Origin of the sequence: Neobacillus nitrireducens, assembly GCF_030915405.1 — a bacterium.
Taxonomy (GTDB): Bacteria; Bacillota; Bacilli; order Bacillales; family Cytobacillaceae; genus Neobacillus.
The window spans coordinates 1067677-1085182 of record NZ_CP133262.1 but is presented as its reverse complement, the minus strand read 5'-3'; the positions used below and the strand labels follow the sequence as shown (position 1 = coordinate 1085182).

At 39.2% G+C, this 17506-nt stretch carries 17 protein-coding genes; 10 read left to right on the top strand and 7 right to left on the bottom strand.

What is annotated here, in order from left to right; genetic code table 11:
• Positions 1–7: 7 nt before the first annotated feature.
• The 3 genes from RCG22_RS05355 to RCG22_RS05345 all read left to right on the top strand — a co-directional run bounded on the left by RCG22_RS05355 (position 8) and on the right by RCG22_RS05345 (position 2377).
• On the top strand, positions 8–922 hold the full coding sequence (locus tag RCG22_RS05355; RefSeq protein ID WP_308106045.1) for an ABC transporter ATP-binding protein: 915 nt from the start codon (positions 8–10) through the stop codon (positions 920–922).
• Positions 915–1895 (top strand): ABC transporter permease, encoded by a 981-nt coding sequence (locus tag RCG22_RS05350; protein WP_308106044.1) that lies wholly within the window; start codon positions 915–917, stop codon positions 1893–1895. Before RCG22_RS05355 ends, RCG22_RS05350 begins: the two co-directional genes overlap by 8 nt.
• 113 nt (positions 1896–2008) lie before the next feature.
• Complete coding sequence (locus RCG22_RS05345; protein WP_308106043.1) at positions 2009–2377, top strand: VOC family protein; 369 nt, start codon at positions 2009–2011, stop codon at positions 2375–2377.
• A gap of 169 nt (positions 2378–2546) precedes the next feature.
• Here RCG22_RS05345 and RCG22_RS05340 read toward each other — a convergent pair whose 3' ends face one another.
• The gene (locus tag RCG22_RS05340) at positions 2547–3770 is read right to left on the bottom strand and encodes an NAD(P)/FAD-dependent oxidoreductase (RefSeq protein WP_308106042.1); all 1224 of its coding nucleotides are present in this window, start codon (positions 3768–3770) and stop codon (positions 2547–2549) included.
• A 286-nt stretch (positions 3771–4056) separates the two neighbouring features.
• Here RCG22_RS05340 and RCG22_RS05335 point away from each other — a divergent pair, with 286 nt between their 5' ends.
• On the top strand, positions 4057–4623 hold the full coding sequence (locus RCG22_RS05335) for a hypothetical protein (protein ID WP_308106041.1): 567 nt from the start codon (positions 4057–4059) through the stop codon (positions 4621–4623).
• Positions 4624–4792: 169 nt separating this feature from the next.
• Here the strand turns inward: RCG22_RS05335 and RCG22_RS05330 are convergent, their stop codons facing one another.
• The 4 genes from RCG22_RS05330 to RCG22_RS05315 all read right to left on the bottom strand — a co-directional run bounded on the left by RCG22_RS05330 (position 4793) and on the right by RCG22_RS05315 (position 8407).
• Positions 4793–5008 carry a twin-arginine translocase TatA/TatE family subunit gene (locus RCG22_RS05330; protein ID WP_066253501.1) on the bottom strand — a complete coding sequence of 72 codons (216 nt, stop codon included), beginning with the start codon at positions 5006–5008 and terminating at the stop codon, positions 4793–4795.
• A 13-nt stretch (positions 5009–5021) separates the two neighbouring features.
• Entirely contained in the window at positions 5022–6071 is a 1050-nt protein-coding gene (locus RCG22_RS05325) for a M42 family metallopeptidase (protein WP_308106040.1), read from the bottom strand.
• An 87-nt stretch (positions 6072–6158) separates the two neighbouring features.
• On the bottom strand, positions 6159–7109 hold the full coding sequence (gene corA / locus RCG22_RS05320; protein ID WP_308106039.1) for a magnesium/cobalt transporter CorA: 951 nt from the start codon (positions 7107–7109) through the stop codon (positions 6159–6161).
• A 131-nt stretch (positions 7110–7240) separates the two neighbouring features.
• Positions 7241–8407: a TIGR04053 family radical SAM/SPASM domain-containing protein gene (locus RCG22_RS05315; protein ID WP_308107094.1), complete on the bottom strand. Its 1167-nt coding sequence runs from the start codon at positions 8405–8407 to the stop codon at positions 7241–7243.
• 318 nt (positions 8408–8725) lie between these two features.
• Here RCG22_RS05315 and RCG22_RS05310 point away from each other — a divergent pair, with 318 nt between their 5' ends.
• Both RCG22_RS05310 and RCG22_RS05305 read left to right on the top strand, forming a co-directional pair.
• Positions 8726–9499, top strand: coding sequence for a C40 family peptidase (locus RCG22_RS05310; RefSeq protein ID WP_308106038.1), 774 nt, complete (start codon positions 8726–8728; stop codon positions 9497–9499).
• A gap of 100 nt (positions 9500–9599) precedes the next feature.
• Positions 9600–10229, top strand: coding sequence for a TVP38/TMEM64 family protein (locus RCG22_RS05305; RefSeq protein ID WP_308106037.1), 630 nt, complete (start codon positions 9600–9602; stop codon positions 10227–10229).
• On the opposite strand, the gene RCG22_RS05300 is transcribed toward RCG22_RS05305, so the two are convergent.
• On the bottom strand, positions 10226–10585 hold the full coding sequence (locus RCG22_RS05300) for a hypothetical protein (protein WP_308106036.1): 360 nt from the start codon (positions 10583–10585) through the stop codon (positions 10226–10228). The genes RCG22_RS05305 and RCG22_RS05300 overlap by 4 nt on opposite strands.
• A gap of 363 nt (positions 10586–10948) precedes the next feature.
• On the opposite strand from RCG22_RS05300, the gene trhA reads away from it, so the two are divergent.
• Positions 10949–11596 carry a PAQR family membrane homeostasis protein TrhA gene (trhA, locus tag RCG22_RS05295; protein WP_308106035.1) on the top strand — a complete coding sequence of 216 codons (648 nt, stop codon included), beginning with the start codon at positions 10949–10951 and terminating at the stop codon, positions 11594–11596.
• Positions 11597–11682: 86 nt separating this feature from the next.
• On the opposite strand, the gene RCG22_RS05290 is transcribed toward trhA, so the two are convergent.
• Positions 11683–13056 carry an MFS transporter gene (locus RCG22_RS05290; RefSeq protein ID WP_308106034.1) on the bottom strand — a complete coding sequence of 458 codons (1374 nt, stop codon included), beginning with the start codon at positions 13054–13056 and terminating at the stop codon, positions 11683–11685.
• 189 nt (positions 13057–13245) lie between these two features.
• Between RCG22_RS05290 and RCG22_RS05285 the strand changes: the two genes are divergently transcribed.
• The 3 genes from RCG22_RS05285 (at position 13246) to RCG22_RS05275 (ending at position 17496) form a co-directional block, all read left to right on the top strand.
• The gene (locus RCG22_RS05285) at positions 13246–14259 is read left to right on the top strand and encodes an XdhC family protein (protein ID WP_308106033.1); all 1014 of its coding nucleotides are present in this window, start codon (positions 13246–13248) and stop codon (positions 14257–14259) included.
• 79 nt (positions 14260–14338) lie between these two features.
• Positions 14339–16663: a xanthine dehydrogenase family protein molybdopterin-binding subunit gene (locus tag RCG22_RS05280; RefSeq protein ID WP_308106032.1), complete on the top strand. Its 2325-nt coding sequence runs from the start codon at positions 14339–14341 to the stop codon at positions 16661–16663.
• Complete coding sequence (locus tag RCG22_RS05275) at positions 16663–17496, top strand: FAD binding domain-containing protein (RefSeq protein WP_308106031.1); 834 nt, start codon at positions 16663–16665, stop codon at positions 17494–17496. Before RCG22_RS05280 ends, RCG22_RS05275 begins: the two co-directional genes overlap by 1 nt.
• Positions 17497–17506 lie beyond the last annotated feature (10 nt).

Here is a 17506-nt window from a genome sequence, read left to right as displayed (position 1 = left end):
GATATTGATGGAGAAAAAAATCACACTTTCTGTAAAGAATCTTAAAAAGGTTATTGGAAAAAAAGAAATCATCAAGGGACTGACTTTCGATTTACGTGAAGGAGAGGTATTTGGTTTTCTAGGACCAAATGGTGCAGGGAAAACGACGACAATTCGCATGCTCGTCGGATTGATCAAACCCACATCCGGCAGCATTCAAATTTGTGGGGCTAATATAGAAGGTAATTTCCAAGAAGCTATGACTAACCTTGGTTGTATTGTAGAAAATCCAGAATTATATCCGTATCTTTCCGGCTATAATAACCTCCTTCATTTTGCCAGAATGCTCGATCGGGTCGGAGATAATCGAATCCAAGAGGTAACTGAACTTGTGGGTTTAACGGAAAGAATTCATGATAAGGTAAAGACGTATTCCTTAGGCATGAGGCAGCGTCTGGGAATCGCCCAAGCTTTATTGGGAAGACCGAAAGTGTTGATCCTTGATGAGCCAACAAACGGATTGGACCCTGCAGGAATCCGTGAAATGCGGCAATTTATTCGGTTTCTTGCAGAAGAAGAAGGCTTAAGTGTCTTAGTTTCCAGCCATTTATTGAGTGAAATCCAACTATTGTGTGACCGGGTTGCGATTATTTCCAAAGGGTCAATTATCCGAACGGATACGGTTCATCAACTGCTAGCAAATCGCGAACGAGTCATTTGGCATGTTCAACCGCTTGAGAAGGGAAAAGAAGTATTAAGTTCCCTTACAGGGATTGATGTAACAGATGATGGTGCCATTTTAACTGAATATAATGAAGAAAAGATACCACTTTGGAATAAGCAATTAGTTGAAGCAGGGGTTGCAGTGACGGAAATGAATCGAAAAATGCCAGTGTTAGAAGATTTATTCCTCGAACTTACCGGGGGTGATACGATTGAATAAATTAATTCAAAATGAAATGATGAAACTGATTGCTAAGAAGCGTCTAATCGTCATTGCTATTATTATTGGCGTTCTTGTCATGTTATTTACATATGCACAATATAAACAAGTTCAAACCCAACGGGAAAAACTAGGGACTAGTGATTGGCGAACCATATTGCAGCAGCAGATTGTTGATACGACCAATCGTTTGAGCAGCAGTAGAATCACAGACGAATGGAAGAAGCAACTGCAAATCTCATTACAGCAGCAGCAATATTATCTTGACCATGATATTAATCCATCAGAGCCAGGTGCACCAACGTTTATGAGGATTTTCTTAGAGAACTCCATTGATCTGTTTATTCCACTAATGGTCATGGTGATAGCCAGTGATTTGGTTTCATCGGAGCACAGTTTAGGGTCGATTAAACTGCTTTTGACGAGGCCAGTCAAACGATGGAAGGTACTGTTAAGTAAATATTTAACCCTTTGCTTAGCCATTTCGTTAATTATTGCGATCGCAGGAATTCTTTCCTATTTAATCTCTGGCTTCGTGTTCGGCTACAAAGGGTGGGGCGCACCAATCCTTACTGGCTTTAATGTAACTGAAACAGGACTAAATACATCAGAAGTTAAACTTATGGGACAATGGAAATTTTTATTAATGGATTTTGGATTGGTGTGGTTTGTCTCTATCGTTGTAGGTACGCTTTCTTTTATGCTGTCTGTGTTGATTCGCAGTACTGCCGCAGGAATGGGGGTAATGCTTGCCTCGTTAATCTCAGGAGCTATACTAACAAATATGGTATCCTCATGGGAATCTGCTAAGTACTTTTTTATGGTTAATTTACGATTAACCGATTATATGAAAGGAACAGCTCCTCCAATCGAAGGGATGAACCTCTCATTTTCTATTCAGACCCTATTTGTATGGTGGGCAGTTGCTTTATTCGTTTCATTTTTTGTGTTTACTAGAAGAGATGTGTATTAAAGAAGTGCTATTTCCGTCTTGATGGGAATAGCCTTTTTTATCCTTTAACTTGAAAGAATATTATAAAATTTATAGAATATGAGTGAGGAGAATTGACAAATGGGGGAATGTTTATGTCATTTGCAATAAAGAAGATCGATCATATCCAGCTTGCTGCACCAAAGGGGTGTGAAGGAGCAGCAAGGGAATTTTTTTGTGGCATTCTGGGATTAACTGAAGTAGAAAAGCCTGCTGAATTAAAGAAACGCGGCGGTGTTTGGTTTGAATTTGGAACCTTTCAACTTCACATTGGTGTAGAGGAACCATTTTCACCCGCTAAAAAAGCACATCCGGCTTTTATTGTTGAAAATATCGAGGAATTAAAAGCACAACTTCGGAACAAAGAAATTACTTATACCGAAGACGATCTTCTTCCCGGGGCGAGCAGAATTCATGTTCATGATCCGTTTGGAAATCGACTCGAACTATTAGAATGGCTCTAGATATTTAGTTGAAATAAGTAAAACAGCCCCGCTCCAGAAATTTGGAGTGGGGCTGTATGCCTTAAATTGGGGGATTGAAGGCATATATACTTAGGGATGATTCTATTCAAATTCCAGTTGGGGGAGGGAACCCCGGCTGGAAGGGAAGTAAGCGAAATTAAGGGTAAGGTTACTGTTTCACAGTAACTGTTACCTGTTCTCTGTTTACACCAAAGTGTTGCTTGAGTATTAATGAAGGACCGCCAAGATTAAACAGGTAGCGGGCTTCGATAACTAGTTTCATAAAGGCTCCAATCAAGCCTGATAAACGGACTGCACCTACTTTTCCAACTCCGGCAGAAAGTCCAATGGAAGCAACAGAGCCTTTGTGGTGATATTCAAAGGTAGTTAATGATTCACCTCTTAGTGAAGCAACGATGTTTTTTGCACAGACAGGAGCTTGCTGCAAAGCCACTTGTGCAGTTGGAGCCAATGCAGTTTTATCATCCTTCATGAATAAAGAGCAGTCTCCGATACTAAAAACATTTTTCGTATTCTTAATCCGAAGATAAGAATCAACAGCAAGTTTCCCTTTTTCAATTGGTAAACCCCATTTTTGAACAATGGTGTTTCCTTGTACGCCACATGACCAAACTAAGGTCTTAGCAGGAATTTCTCTGTTTTCTTCAAGGATAATTTTATCAGGTGTACAGCCAAGTATTTTTGTGGATGTAAGTAATTGGATATTCAGCTTACGCAATACTTCAGTCGTATATTCAACGGATTGTTTAGGGAAAAACGGAATAACAGATGGAGCTGCCTCTATCCCGATTATCTTTACTTTTTCAAAAGGAACATCGTGTTCTTTACATAGCTTTGGAAGACCGTCAGCTAATTCTCCAAGCAATTCAATACCTGTGAACCCTCCGCCTGCAACTACAAATGTTAAACGAGAAGGATCTTGATCTTCTTTAAAAAGGTTAAGTTGTTTTTTTATATGATGGTAGATCGCTTTTGAGCTCCTAAAGCTGCGAAGTTCAAATGCGTTCTCTTTAATACCGGGAATGCCAAATGTTTGACCTTCAAATCCTAAAGCGATTAATAGATAGTCATAGTTGACTGTCTCTCCGCCTTCAAGTTGAACTTCTTGGTTAGCTGTATCCACGTGGGTTACTGTAGCCTTTAAAAAGTTAGTTTTGCTTGGATCGATTAATTCAGGGATAGTCATCGCGATTTGTCGGTCAGCTGCTGTCCCTATGCCTGTTTTATGTAATTGTGTTGTAATGTAATGATAATCATGTTTATTAATTAACGTAACATCTGCTTCACCAGATTTAAGTAGCTTCTCTAATTTTTTGCTTGTGATAATTCCGCCATATCCGGCACCTAAGATTACAATTTTTGGTTTGTTCATAACTTCCCACTCCCATAACACCTTTAAAAAGTGTTTTCTATTTTTATTGTGAATCATTTCACATGTATAATTTTAAAAAATAAGAGCAAATGCTCTAATTATCTTGTGAATTATTTCACAAATTATCTATGTTCATAGAATACGATAATTCGCGTGAAATCTCAAGTATTTTTTTACTAAATATTTGTCCATTTGGTAAATTTTTTTTAAAGAACTGGGAATGATAATTCCGTACCGTTATAGAAAGGTTTATTTTATTAATTTAAAGGATCGGAAGGAGATAATTATGAGATTTAAAATGTTACTTTTATCATTAGGACTATTATTGTCTGCGCCTGGATTGGCTGCGGCAAACCATACTTCGGTGCCTGACACCACGAATGGAGGGCAGAGGGAAAAAGCACCTTGTGATTGTAAAGAGGGCAGTCATCATCATATGATGCCTAAAGATTGGCAAGCAAAGATGGCAGAAAGGGAGAAAATGCTTCTTTCTTGGGTTAACCAGTATACTCCAGATAAAAAAGGGGAGTGGGCAACAGTCCTTGCCGAAAAGAAAACTCTAAGCAATCAATGGATGAGTCCAGAAAATGCGGGAAAACGTGAACAATGGAAAAAAGAAAAAATGGCAAAAATTGAAGAACTTAAAAAACAATTTGATGCTGGAAAGATAACCAAAGAAGAATTTATTAAACAAGCACATGGCGGAAAAGAAATGTCACATTGGAGAACGTTCCATGAATTAAGAAATGCCGTGGGAAAGAAGGATAATAAGCAGGCTGCCATCCTTCTAAATCAATTGTTAGATCAAACGAAACAACACAATGAAAAAATCAAAGGATTATTGAAGAAGTAATGAGAAGGAAGAATTTAATGATGACCACTGTTGCACTTGGGGCTGCCTATTTACTTCGTAATCCAAAATCAAGACAAAAAATAGTAAATCAACTCCAAGCGTTTGCAAAAAAATAAATAAAACAACATCCCCTCCAATCGGTTGGAGGGGATATTTTCTGCAGCCAAGGTTACTTCTTTAAATTAATTGTGCCTTGTTGAGTTTCTTTTATGTCTTCTTTTATTTCTTCCTTTATATCATCTGCAATGCCCTCGGTGGCTTTTTTAAATTCTCGTAAAGATCTACCAAACGCACGGCCAACTTCCGGAAGTTTGTTTGGACCAAAAACGACTAAAGCGACGATTAAGATTAAAATTAATCCTGGCACACCAATATTTGAAAACATACACTTTCATCTCCTACTGGATTAATTCAGCTTGCACGTAATGATACAGCAGTTTGGATGTATTTTCAATAGATGACTCATGTGTTCGTTCAAATGCATGAGATGAATCGATACCAGGTCCTATTAAACCATGGACGATATCATGGCCCGATCGAATTGCTGCCGAAGCATCGGAACCATAGAAGGGATAAATATCTAGTTTATAATCGATTTTGTTCTCTTCTGCTAGACGAACTAAATTTTTCCTCAATTCAAAGTGATAAGGTCCACTAGCATCCTTCACACAGATGGAAACCGTATATTCATCAGTCGACTGTCCGTCGCCCATTGCACCCATATCCACGGCTAAATACTCCACCGTTTCTGGTGTGATATTCGAATTCCCACCGTAGCCAATTTCCTCATTATTAGAAATTAAGAAATGAGTAGTGTAGGGTAAAGTTAAATTTTCAATCTTAATTTGCTTTATTAATTGAAGAAGAATCGCTACACTTGCTTTATCGTCCAAGTGGCGGGATTTAATGTAGCCACTCGGAGTTACTTCTACACGAGGGTCAAACGAGATAAAATCACCAACCTGAATTCCAAGAGCATGGACTTCCGCTGCATTATGTACCTTTTCATCAAGTCTAATTTCGATATTCTCCTGATTTCGTTCTGCTTTTCCGGCATCTTTATAAACATGGACAGATGTTTGGTGCATCAAAATAGTCCCTGTATATTTTTTACCGCTGCTTGTTTCGATTTGGCAATATTCGCCTTCAATCGAGTTGTATTTAAAACCGCCAATTAAGTCAATCTTCAAACGTCCATTTGCCTTTACCTCTTTTACCATCGCACCGAGTGTATCAACATGGGCGGTCAGCATCCGATGCTTGCTTGAATCTTTTCCTTCAATTGTGGCAATTAATCCGCCTTTCCGGTTTCTATAAGTTTTAATTTGTAACTCAGATAGGAATTTTTCAACATAGGTAATTACTTCATTTGTATTTCCTGAAGGGCTTGGAATGGATACTAAGTCAGTAATTAATTTCAGCGTTTCTTGTGGATTTGTATTTTGCACAACTATACCCCTTTCTGATTTTTCATACGTTCCTATTATACCTAAAGACCAAATGATGTGTCTAAATACGGGGCGCTTGCGCTTTTCTTATTTAAACCATCCTTTTTTCTTAAACCAGAGTGACATGCCTATCGCAACTAAAACCATTAGGATAAGCGTGGCAAAATATCCATATTTCCATGTTAGTTCCGGCATATGATGAAAATTCATCCCATACAGTCCAGCGATGAAAGTAAGTGGCATGAAAATCGTGGTAATGACGGTTAATACCTTCATGACATGATTGGTTTGGTGTGAGTTAAGTGAGATATAGCTGTCACGGATATCCGTAGTCAGTTCACGATTTGCCTCAATCATTTCAGTTAACTTAAGTAAATGATCATGAATATCTGAAAAATATTCTTTTTTTCCATTTATGTATGTCATTCGCTCAGAGTTCAGAATTCGATAAATTAAGTCTCGCATCGGTGTAATCGTATGTCGTAAAGATAGAAGGTGATGCCTTGTGACAAACAAATCCTCAAGCAGTGCCTCCATCGTTCTACCTTTAGAATTCTCATCAATTTCATTTAACATATCCTCGATTTGATAAACTAGTGGGAAATAATTATCCACCATTTTATCGAGAATAAAGTATAAGACATGGGAGGGGTCCCACTTATCTATAGTTGTTGATTGGCTAAATCGTTTCCACACCTCATCAATTTCACAGGAGGACTGGCGGTGAAAAGTGATGATATAATTTTCACCAAGGAAAAAATCAATCTCTTCTCTTGTAATCGTTTGTTGGTTTAAGGACTGTGTCACAAAAAAAGTATATTTCTCATAATAATCCAATTTTGGTCTTTGTAAATGATGCATACAATCTTCAATCGCTAAGGGGTGAAACTGAAGGGGGTCACGAAGGAATTCAATCTCCTCATCTGAAGGTAAATTAAAATCTATCCAAAACCATTGGAAATCCCCATTTACCAATTCCAAAATTGTTACATCCTTAACCAATTCGAAATTCTTATTTACAGCAATTGTTCTTATCATAATAACTCCTTATCTTATTTCTCCATTCTTTCATAGGTTAGTACCTTTTAGGAATAAAATACCATCAATTGATGAATTTATAAAGAAAAGAGGCACTCCATTATTCGGAGTGCCTCTTTCTATAGATAATTTTAAACGGTTGGAGCAGTTTCTTTATTCCGCATCGCTTGTGGGATATAAACGCAGAATGGTTCGCTTTCCATATAGTCCCCAGTTACTGCATAGGTACGTGAACGGGAACCGCCACACATTTTGTTATATTCACATACGCCGCATTTGCCTTTGTAGTTATCAGGTTGACGTAAATCTTTAAACACTTTTGCTTCTCGATAAATTTCGGCAAGCGGGGTATCCCGAATGTTTCCGCCGACGATCGGTAGTAATCCACTTGGCATAACATCTCCAATATGAGAAACAAAGGCAAAGCCGTTGCCGTCATTTACCCCTTTTGGAGCACGTTTTAATCCGTCGTGCATGGACGCGAAGTCTGTTGTAATCGAGTCTTCGTAGTGAATTTCACCTTTTTCAATTAACTGGTCACGCGTTTTTTGCTGCAAAACAACCCTGCGGTAATGTTGTGCCGCGGTCGTTTTAATATCATATGGAGCAGTTTTGCTTAATTCATACAACCAACGGAACACCTTTTCATGCTCAGCAGGAGAAATACATGCATCCATTTGTCCTCTGCCTGTTGGAACAAGTAAGAAAATGTACCACATAACAGCACCTAGTTCAGCAACTAGTTTTGACATTTGCTCTAGTGAGTCGTAATTCCAACGTGAAATTACAGTATTTATTTGGAGTGGCATATCTAATTCATTAAGATATTTAATTTTTTCAACAGTCAGATCGAATGACCCAGGAGTACCGCGGAAATGGTCGTGAATTTCAGGTGTTGGACCGTCTAAGCTAAAGCCCCAGCGTGATAAGCCTACATTTTTGAAAAGTTCCATTTTTTCTTTTGTCACATTAGCAGTCGCACTTGGTGTCATCGAAACGCGCATGCCTTTTTTGATTGCATAATCCGCAAGCTCATATAGGTCCTCACGCATCATACAATCCCCGCCTGTAAACACGAGCATAGGGTTATCCATTTCATAAATCTGATCAATCAGGTTAATTCCTTCTTGATGTGATAGTTCACGCGGATCCGGAGTAAGCTGTGCATCTGCACGGCAGTGAATACACTTAAGTTGACAAGCTCTTGTTACTTCCCAAATAACGATAAATGGATTTTTATCATAATCTATAACATTTCTCATTCCATGAGGATGCCCCATAGCATGTGGATGTCCCATAGCATGTGGATGTCCTTTTCCGATTCCTTGCATCATCATCACCTAAATTTCATTAGTATTTATAAAACTATAAAGAAAGTTTCTATAGGTTTATTATAGGATTATCATCCGCCAGTGCATGGTAGTATTGTTACAATATTTCTACATTAAAAGTCTGATTTTTTAGGATTGTCGTTCAATTTTTTTGATATATTAATAGTTTTCATTACGGGTGTTTACCTTTTTCTAACAAGAAAGCCATATCTTTGGTATTTATTCTTTCCTAATTTGTCGTTTATGATGTATCTATACTCACAAACGAAATGAAGGAGTGCGACGATGAAAAAACATCTACTATCATTCGCAGCAACGGCCGGGCTCTTGTTTAGCACATTTGGTGGTTCTGTAAGTGCACATGAAAACATTTATACGGTACAATCGGGGGATACTCTTTGGAAAATCTCGAAAGCAAACAAAATATCAATTGCAGACTTAAAAACTTGGAATCACCTAACAAGTGATGCGATCTATGTAAATCAGCAACTATCATTATTAGCACCGCATAGCCACGAACTTGTAGCATCAACCTATACGGTTCAAAAAGGGGATACACTTTATCTAATCTCAGTCCGCTACAAGCTTACTGTAACTCAACTTAAATCACTGAACAATCTTACAACTGATATGATTTATGTCGGACAAGTCTTGAAAGTACCTTCAGGTTCACAATTAACTCCAGTGCCTTCACCAATCGTCACAAAGGCGCAAATGGTAATCGATGAAGCAAAAAAATACATAGGTACCCCGTATTTATGGGGCGGAAATACGCCAGTAGGTTTTGATTGCAGTGGATTCACAAGTTATGTTTTTAATAAAGTTGGTATTGCCATTCCGCGAACAGCAGGAACTCAGTGGTCGGGTCTGAAAGTAGTAAGCACCCCGAATCCAGGAGATTTGGTATTCTTTGAAACGTATGCACCAGGACCTACACATGTAGGAATTTACTTAGAAAACAACCAATTCATTCAAGCGGGTTCTAAGGGTGTATCGATTGCGGATATGTCAAATACCTATTGGAAACCTAAATACCTAGGTGCGAGAACGGCATTTTAATAGATAACTAGAAGGGCCTTTCTAAGGAATGGCCTTTTTTATTATTGTCAAAATTAAAAATATAGTATGCTGAGGTTATTAAATTGAATGGGGTTTTTAGATGTTTAAAAGAATTTTAAGTATAGGAATTTTGCTAATCATCATAGCGATTGGGTTATTGCAAAAGGATGAACTATTATTCCTAGTTAACCAAGGTGGAGCCTTTTCCATTATGATTAGTATGTTATTTGTGTCTATTTGTGTCTTCTTTCCCGTCATCCCATTTCCTGTTTTAGCAGGAATGATTGGAGCTGTATTTGGTACAACGCAAGGAATGCTTGTTTCATTAACGGGTGCAATGGCAGGAACGATGGTTTTCTTCTTTATATCCAGGTACGGGTTTCGTGATTTTGCACAGGAAAAACTGATGAAGTATCCAAAAGTTCAGGAGTACGATGAGTTTCTAAACAGAAATTCCTTTTTAGCCATTTTAACTTGCCGCTTAATCCCTGTCATTCCAGCACCCGTTGTCAATATCATTTGTGGATTAAGTCAGGTGAAATGGCTGCCTTTTTTTACGGCATCCCTAATCGGAAAGATCCCTAATATTCTTCTTTTGTCGTATGCGGGTGCATCATTTAGTAATAACAAACTTTATGCTTTTAGCTTATACGGCATTTATGTCCTCATTATTTTTGTCATTAACTTTGTTTTCATTTATCGAAAACAAGCAAAAAATTCATCGGATTAAACTACTTCTGAAATATTTAAATCATTTTGTTTCTCAACAGCGATGAGTTCCTTGAAGAAGCTTTTTAAAATAAGCCATTTAGCTGGATAACTGTAAATAAAATCTTCCATTACCTGTGATGAGTAATACATAAAACAATCGATTTGTACTTTTTCCTTTTTTAAGTCGTATAACAAGGCATGTGGAATGGTGTAAAAATCGTTTAATTGGTAAGGGTTAAACTTAACCACTTGAATGTTTTGGTCGTTAATAAATTTTTTCAAGGATTGTTCTTGAAATGTAAGGCTTTCCTGTTTCGTAAGTCCATTTATACAAATGCGATCATTAATAAAATAAATTCCCTTCAAACATAACACCTCTTAATTTCTTAATTGGTATTGTTATTGACAGGGATTGGAAGAAGTATACTAATTCCATAAAACAAAAAAATTACCCGGCACTGGGCCGGGTATTCAAACAAATCTATATTTTAAGGGGGTGGAGGTTTAAGGTTCTTCCGTGAACCTATTTAAATCTTACTGGATAATTATTAATAAACTATGAACGAAAGATTAATAGTTTAAGAAATAGAAATGAAAGTGAAGCCAAGCGCTGGGTTTCACTTTTTTTGTTTTGGCAGATGACAAATGTACATTGTGGTCGGTTGATAATCATGGTATTTTCATGAATATCATTTCTATTTAATTGAATCTTGCTTTATTTGAAAGGATTGAATTCTATTGGCAGCCACACATATTTTTTCAAAGAAAGAGGAACTAGCAAATTCCATTACACACGGAATTGGAGCACTATTAAGCATTTCTGCCTTAGTTATATTAATTGTTTATGCAACTCTCTATGGAACGGTATGGCATGTCGTTAGCTTCACGATCTTTGGTGTAACGATGTTTATTCTTTATATGTCATCCACATTGCTCCATAGCTTCCCCGCAGGAAAGGTAAAGGACATTTTCGAGATTTTTGACCATTCGTCGATATACTTTTTTATTGCCGGTAGCTATACACCATTTTTATTAGTTGTCATCAAAGGAACACTCGGATGGTCACTTTTTGGAATTGTTTGGGGACTGGCGATTGCTGGTACCGTCTTTAAATGTTTTTTTGTGAAAAAGTACCTTTTTTCATCCACGGCTCTGTATGTGGTCATGGGTTGGTTAATGGTCTTTGCTTGGAAGCCATTAGTGAATAATTTAGCGCCACAGGGGATAACTTATTTAATTATTGGTGGGGCACTGTATACACTCGGAGCCATATTTTACGTTTGGCGGGGGTTTACCTATCACCACGCTGTCTGGCACCTATTTGTATTAGCAGCAAGTATGGCGCACTTCTTTTGTGTGTTGTTCTATGTATTACCGATTAAATAAGGAACTGTTCATGAGGACAAAATTTCGAACGGGAGGTCAAGTTTTTGTCCTCATGACATTCAGTAGCAAGAAATCCCTACAAAGGTTTACTGGACATGCCGCATTTTTCTAAAGTTAAGGTTCTCCCGAGAGAACCAGAGGCTCATTAAAAAGCTGATGATACCTGTTATTAATAAAACATCCCCAATAATTCTCATATTTTCGGCAGTTACTTCTTTCCCAAAGATTAATCCTAATATGATTGAAGATAAAATCGAACCTAAATATCGGCAGGTTTGAAACAAGCCGGATGTGGTACCAATAATTTCTTTAGGACTCTCTTTTACCATAGCCACTTGCAGAACAACATTTCCAATTCCGTAGCTTAAGCCCATGATTGATAAAATAATCCCGATACCCAAATAGGAAGAATTAACGAAAAATAGAATAAAAGCCAGCGCGCCAATAATCGACACAAATGAGCCAACCATGATCGGCTGGTGTACACCTGATCGGTCGATCCATTTTCCTGTTACAGATGAGATAATAATGCTGATTCCAGACATGAATAGCATTAACAAGCCGCTTAATTCAACACTTAAACCCATCCCCTCTTGAAAATAACTTGGCAGGCCAAAAAATAAACAATAGAAAAAGATATTTAAAAAAATAAACTGGATGTATACCATAGACAGTTTTGGATGTGTTTTGAAGATACGAATATCAATAAATGGTTCCTTTACTCGTAACTCCCTCCAAACAAATAAACCAAAAAAGAGAATGCCAACAATCCCCGAAAGATAATAAATTTTCCCTTCAAATGATAATAAAAACCATAAAAAGAAAACCATTCCTGAAGCGAAGTAGCCAATTCCGAGAAAATCTAAGTTGGAGAATAATTTCTTCATGTGTGCCTTATCTTGTTTAAGGTCTTTCGGAAACAAAAACCACCCGAGCAGAAAACTGAGAATAATAAAAGGAAAATTAACCCAGAAAATGGCTGGCCAATTACCTAAAACAATTAAGAAACCACCAATTGTTGGCCCAAGTGCGACCATGGCGGATGCAAAAATTGATAATACGGCAAGGGCTGAAGCTTGTCTTTCCTTGATATGATCCCGAATTAATGCCATCCCTGATGGATAAATGGCGCTGCTCCCAATCGATTGAAACAGTCTCATGATGAGTAACATGAAAAAGGTAGATGACAGAGGTGCACCAATTGCTGAGAGGGCAACTAAAATGAGACCGGTTAAAAACGTTTTTTTTCGCCCAAAAATATCGCCAATCTTTCCTGTAACGGGCTGTGCCACAGCGCTAGCTAAATAAAAGCTCGAAATCAACCACGAAACGGTGGTAAAGGAAAGCTGAAAATCTTTTTGAATACTGTGTAACGCTAAAGCAATCATTGACGAATTAAGTGGATTTAACATTGTTCCAGAAGCAACTGCTGTTAAAAAAAATGCACGATTTTTCTTCATTTCTTCATCCTTTGCTGGACCCCGTGATTCGTTTATTTTTTGCAATATATTCATCATCATACCACTAACCAGTTTTTTTCGACGATTTACAACTTGGAGAGAGACCATTAAAAAATTATCATTCTAGGAATAGCTTCTAATTTATATAAATAAAATAGGAATTTTTTGAGATTGAAGTGGAGGAATCCGATGGATGATATTTATCCGATATTAGAAGTTATTGGTCAACCAGGGAAGAAGGTGTTAGCAACAATTGTTCGTGTTCAAGGATCAGCCTATAAACGGGAAGGCTCTGCGATGCTTTTCTTTGAAGATGGTAAGCAAATTGGCATGTTAACTGCGGGTTGTTTGGAAACAGACTTGGCCATAAAAGCTGAAGAGGTGATAGAGAAACAGGAGGCAAAACTATTTCAATACCACCTGTCCGATGAAGGCGATATGAGCTGGGGTCAGGGAAATGGCTGTAACGGCACGATTGATATATTACTTGAGCCGGTTTCTGAAAATTTAACGGAGGATTTCTTTGTTGTTAAAAGATCCTTAGCTAGATACCAACCGGTAATCATGTTAAAAAAACTGGATGAATTGGGAGAGTATTTGTTAATTGCGGAGGAAGGCGATCCGTTTGGAAATTGGTCAGGGGATATCCCGGAAATTGCTTTTACATCGAAAAGTGGAATCATACCCGGACCTCATTCGATATACCAGCATACGTATCAACCCAAGCCGCGACTTATCGTCTTCGGAGCAGGACCAGACGCAAAACCGCTTGTTGAGCTGGCAGCGAAAACAGGATTCTTAGTAACAGTTTGCGATTGGCGGGAAGCATTTTGTCAGAAGAAATACTTTCCAAATGCATCGGAGCTCCTGTTAGGATTTCCTAAAAATCTGTTGAAGCAAATTTCCTTTTCACCTTTTGATTATGTTGTCATTATGACGCATCATTTTGAAAGGGATCAAGAAATATTAAAGTGGGTTCGTAAGGAAAATATTAGGTACTTAGGCGTACTAGGACCGCGTGAAAGAACTAAAAGGCTGCTTAAACGTGATAATGTCCCAGACTGGATTTACTCACCGGTAGGCCGGAATATTGGAGCAAAAGGTCCAGAGGAAATTGCCGTTAGTATTGTCGCCCAATTAGTTGAGGTGTGGAGAACGCCAGTCCATGAAAGAGTTCAACTCCTTTGGACAATTCCAGATTGAGTGGAACTAGTGGTATGAACTGAGTAAAACTGGATTTACCAAGTAACATCTAGAAAATCCGAATAAATTGGGGGGAGGGATGAGCTTGGAAGTGATCGGGAAAAGTGTCATTCGGAAAGAGGCGCTAGATAAAGTGACAGGAAGGGCGAAATACACCCATGACTATCACTCGATTCCGATGCTGTCTGGCAAAAAGGTCATTAGCCCTTTTGGTCATGCGAAAATTGTGAACATAGACATAACGGAGGCTTCAAAGGTACCTGGAGTACGGGTTATACTCGCCGGGAAACAGTATCCATTGACAGGGGAAGCAATACGGGACCGCCCTCCAATCGCCTTTGATAAGGTTCGTTACCACGGGGAAACGGTTGCTCTTGTAGTGGCTGATTCACCTAATCAAGCTAAAAGGGCTGCAGACCTTATTAAGGTCCAATATGAATTATTACCGGTCGTTAATTCACCATCTCAAGCATTCGAAAAAGGGGCCCCGTTAGTCCATGAACGCTTGAGCGAATATAAAAAGGAATTTGATTCTCACCCGGTGCCTGACACCAATATTGCAACTCATATTAAAATCCGGAAGGGGAAGATGGATAAGGGGTGGTCGGAAAGTACGTCAGTGGTGGAAGCGAGCTATTCCTTCTCACCCTCGGATCACGTGGCCATGGAAACAAGATGTGCGACTGCGGAGATTTTGCCCGAGGGGAATATCATCATTACCACCTCTTCTCAAGCTCCGTACATGGTTAAGAGGCTCATCGCTGACTATTTTGGTGAGGACATGGGGAAAATTATTGTCCATACCCCACTAGTAGGCGGAGCCTATGGCGGGAAAGCTGCTGTTCAGCTTGAGATACTTGCTTATCTAGCATCGAAGGCAGTTGGCGGAAAACCGGTCGAAATTTTGAATACAAGAGAGGAAGATATCCTAACATCGCCCTGTCATATCGGTTTAGATGCAAAAATAAAACTTGGAGCAGACAGCAGCGGGAAAATTAAGGCGGCTGAAATTCGCTTTTTGTGGGATGGCGGGGCCTATTCCGATAAGGCAATTGATTTAACAAGGGCAGGTGCAGTCGATTGCACAGGACCGTATCATATTGAAAATGTCTGGTGTGACTCGTATTGCATGTATACAAACCACCCCTATGCAGCACCATACAGAGGCTTTAGTCATTCCGAGCTTTCCTTTGCCATAGAGCGAACCATGGATCTGCTTGCGCAGAAATTAAAGCTCGACCCATTGAAGCTGCGCTATTTAAATGCGATTAAACCAGGAAACACGACCCCAACAAGGGTCCGGTTAAATAAAAGCAATGTTGGAAATCTGCAAAAATGTATCGAGAGAGTAAGAGATTTAATGAAGTGGGACCAAGGGCCCATCGAAGAAATAAATGAACGGATTCGCAAGGTAAAGGGAATAGCATGCAGCTGGAAAACATCGACGATTGATCCAAATGCACCCTCAGGGGTCATTTTAACGTTTAATCGTGACGGAAGTATAAATTTGCTATCAGGCGTAATCGAAATTGGAACGGGGACGAAGACAGTCCTTGCCCAAATTCTTGCAGAACGGCTGAAGATGGATGTGGATAAAATTTATGTCCGGATGGAAATAGATACGCAAACAACTCCGGAGCATTGGAAGACAGTTGCGAGCAGAGGAACTTTTATGGGGGGAAGAGCGCTTCTCGAAGCTGCAGAGGATGTCATAAGGCAGTTAAAGGATATCGCTGCTACGGTTTTAAGAGCACCAAGAGAGGACCTTGAAGTAGCAAATAGCCGAGTCTTTTTACGAGACGACCCTAAAATAGGACTTCCATTTAAAGATATATGCTATGGGTATCAGTATCCAAATGGGAATTCCATTGGCGGGCAAATCATTGGCAAGGGTAATTATATCTTACGTCATCTTACTCATTTAGACCCAGAGACTGGGGCTGGCAAGCCCGGACCTGAATGGACGGTAGCTGCCTACGGGGTGGAAATTGAATTTGATAAAAGGGATTTTACCTATCGACTTCTGAAGGCGTGTACTGTTGTTGACATTGGCCGAGTTCTAAACGAAAAAGCTGCCTTGGGTCAGGTGATGGGTGCCATGAGCATGGGTTTAGCCTTTGCGGGGCGGGAAACATTTTATTTTGATGAACAGGGCAGGGTTATGAACCCCCAACTTCGAACCTATCGGCCACTTCGCTTTGGAGAGAATCCAGAATACTTAGTCGACTTTGTTGAAACACCTCAAATCGATGGTCCATATGGGGCGCGCGGCGTTGGTGAGCACGGCCTAATGGGCATGCCTGCAGCACTCGGAAATGCATTATCAACAGCAGCTGGAGTTTCACTGCACCATTTGCCGCTGATCCCAGAGCTGATTTGGAAAGCAAAGGAGGCACAAAAATAATGCTTCCTTTTGATTTTGATTATTACAAGCCGACCTCATTGAAAGAAGCTGTCGATTTATATCAGTATTTAGATCAGCACGGCAAGCAGCCAATGTTCTTTTCGGGTGGAACCGAATTAATTACACTCGGAAGAATTGATTTAGCTTATACCGAGGCAGTTATTGATATAAAGGGTATTCCCGAATGCAATGTTATGCAGGTAAGTGCCGATCATTTGCTGCTTGGCAGTACTTTAACGCTTACAAAAATTGAAGAAGCAAATCTTTTTCCGTTGTTAACGAAAACAGCAAGCGAAGTTGCCGATCATACGGCACGAGGGAAGATTACCTTAGGAGGCAATATCTGCGCTCAGATATTTTACCGAGAAGCTGTCCTGCCATTTTTACTTGCTGATAGCCAGGTATTAATTGTTGGTCCGGATGGAAAAAAGATGGTACCTATCCATGAGCTATTTCTTGAAAAGCTTCAACTAAAAAAAGGTGAATTTCTCATTCAATTAGCAACAGAAACTCGGTTTATCTCAGCACCATTTTATAGTTTTAAGCGGCGCCAGCAGTGGGACACAGGCTATCCGTTAATTACTGTCGCAGCTTTGAAAATCGGTCAGGAGGTCCGTGTTGCCATCAGTGGCCTATGCCCCTTCCCATTTCGTTCAAAAGAGCTGGAAGCTACATTAAATAAACGAGATCTGCCTGTTAGTTCAAGGATTGATGAGGGACTTTCCAAGCTGCCAAAACCTATTTTAGATGATGTCGAAGGGTCAGCAAACTATCGGCTTTTTGTTTTGAGGAATCTATTATCAGATGTGTTCACCGTGTTGGATCGAATTTGACGCTAGTTTT

What these genes read in the sequence shown, in the direction of transcription:
- RCG22_RS05355 (WP_308106045.1), top strand. Translation starts at nt 8, where the DNA reads ATGGAGAAAAAAATCACACTTTCTGTAAAGAATCTTAAAAAGGTTATT.
- RCG22_RS05345 (WP_308106043.1), top strand. Translation starts at nt 2,009, where the DNA reads ATGTCATTTGCAATAAAGAAGATCGATCATATCCAGCTTGCTGCACCA.
- RCG22_RS05340 (WP_308106042.1), bottom strand. Translation starts at nt 3,770, where the DNA reads ATGAACAAACCAAAAATTGTAATCTTAGGTGCCGGATATGGCGGAATT.
- RCG22_RS05335 (WP_308106041.1), top strand. Translation starts at nt 4,057, where the DNA reads ATGAGATTTAAAATGTTACTTTTATCATTAGGACTATTATTGTCTGCG.
- RCG22_RS05330 (WP_066253501.1), bottom strand. Translation starts at nt 5,008, where the DNA reads ATGTTTTCAAATATTGGTGTGCCAGGATTAATTTTAATCTTAATCGTC.
- corA (WP_308106039.1), bottom strand. Translation starts at nt 7,109, where the DNA reads ATGATAAGAACAATTGCTGTAAATAAGAATTTCGAATTGGTTAAGGAT.
- RCG22_RS05315 (WP_308107094.1), bottom strand. Translation starts at nt 8,407, where the DNA reads ATGGGACATCCACATGCTATGGGGCATCCTCATGGAATGAGAAATGTT.
- RCG22_RS05310 (WP_308106038.1), top strand. Translation starts at nt 8,726, where the DNA reads ATGAAAAAACATCTACTATCATTCGCAGCAACGGCCGGGCTCTTGTTT.
- RCG22_RS05305 (WP_308106037.1), top strand. Translation starts at nt 9,600, where the DNA reads ATGTTTAAAAGAATTTTAAGTATAGGAATTTTGCTAATCATCATAGCG.
- RCG22_RS05290 (WP_308106034.1), bottom strand. Translation starts at nt 13,056, where the DNA reads ATGAAGAAAAATCGTGCATTTTTTTTAACAGCAGTTGCTTCTGGAACA.
- RCG22_RS05285 (WP_308106033.1), top strand. Translation starts at nt 13,246, where the DNA reads ATGGATGATATTTATCCGATATTAGAAGTTATTGGTCAACCAGGGAAG.
- RCG22_RS05280 (WP_308106032.1), top strand. Translation starts at nt 14,339, where the DNA reads ATGAGCTTGGAAGTGATCGGGAAAAGTGTCATTCGGAAAGAGGCGCTA.
- RCG22_RS05275 (WP_308106031.1), top strand. Translation starts at nt 16,663, where the DNA reads ATGCTTCCTTTTGATTTTGATTATTACAAGCCGACCTCATTGAAAGAA.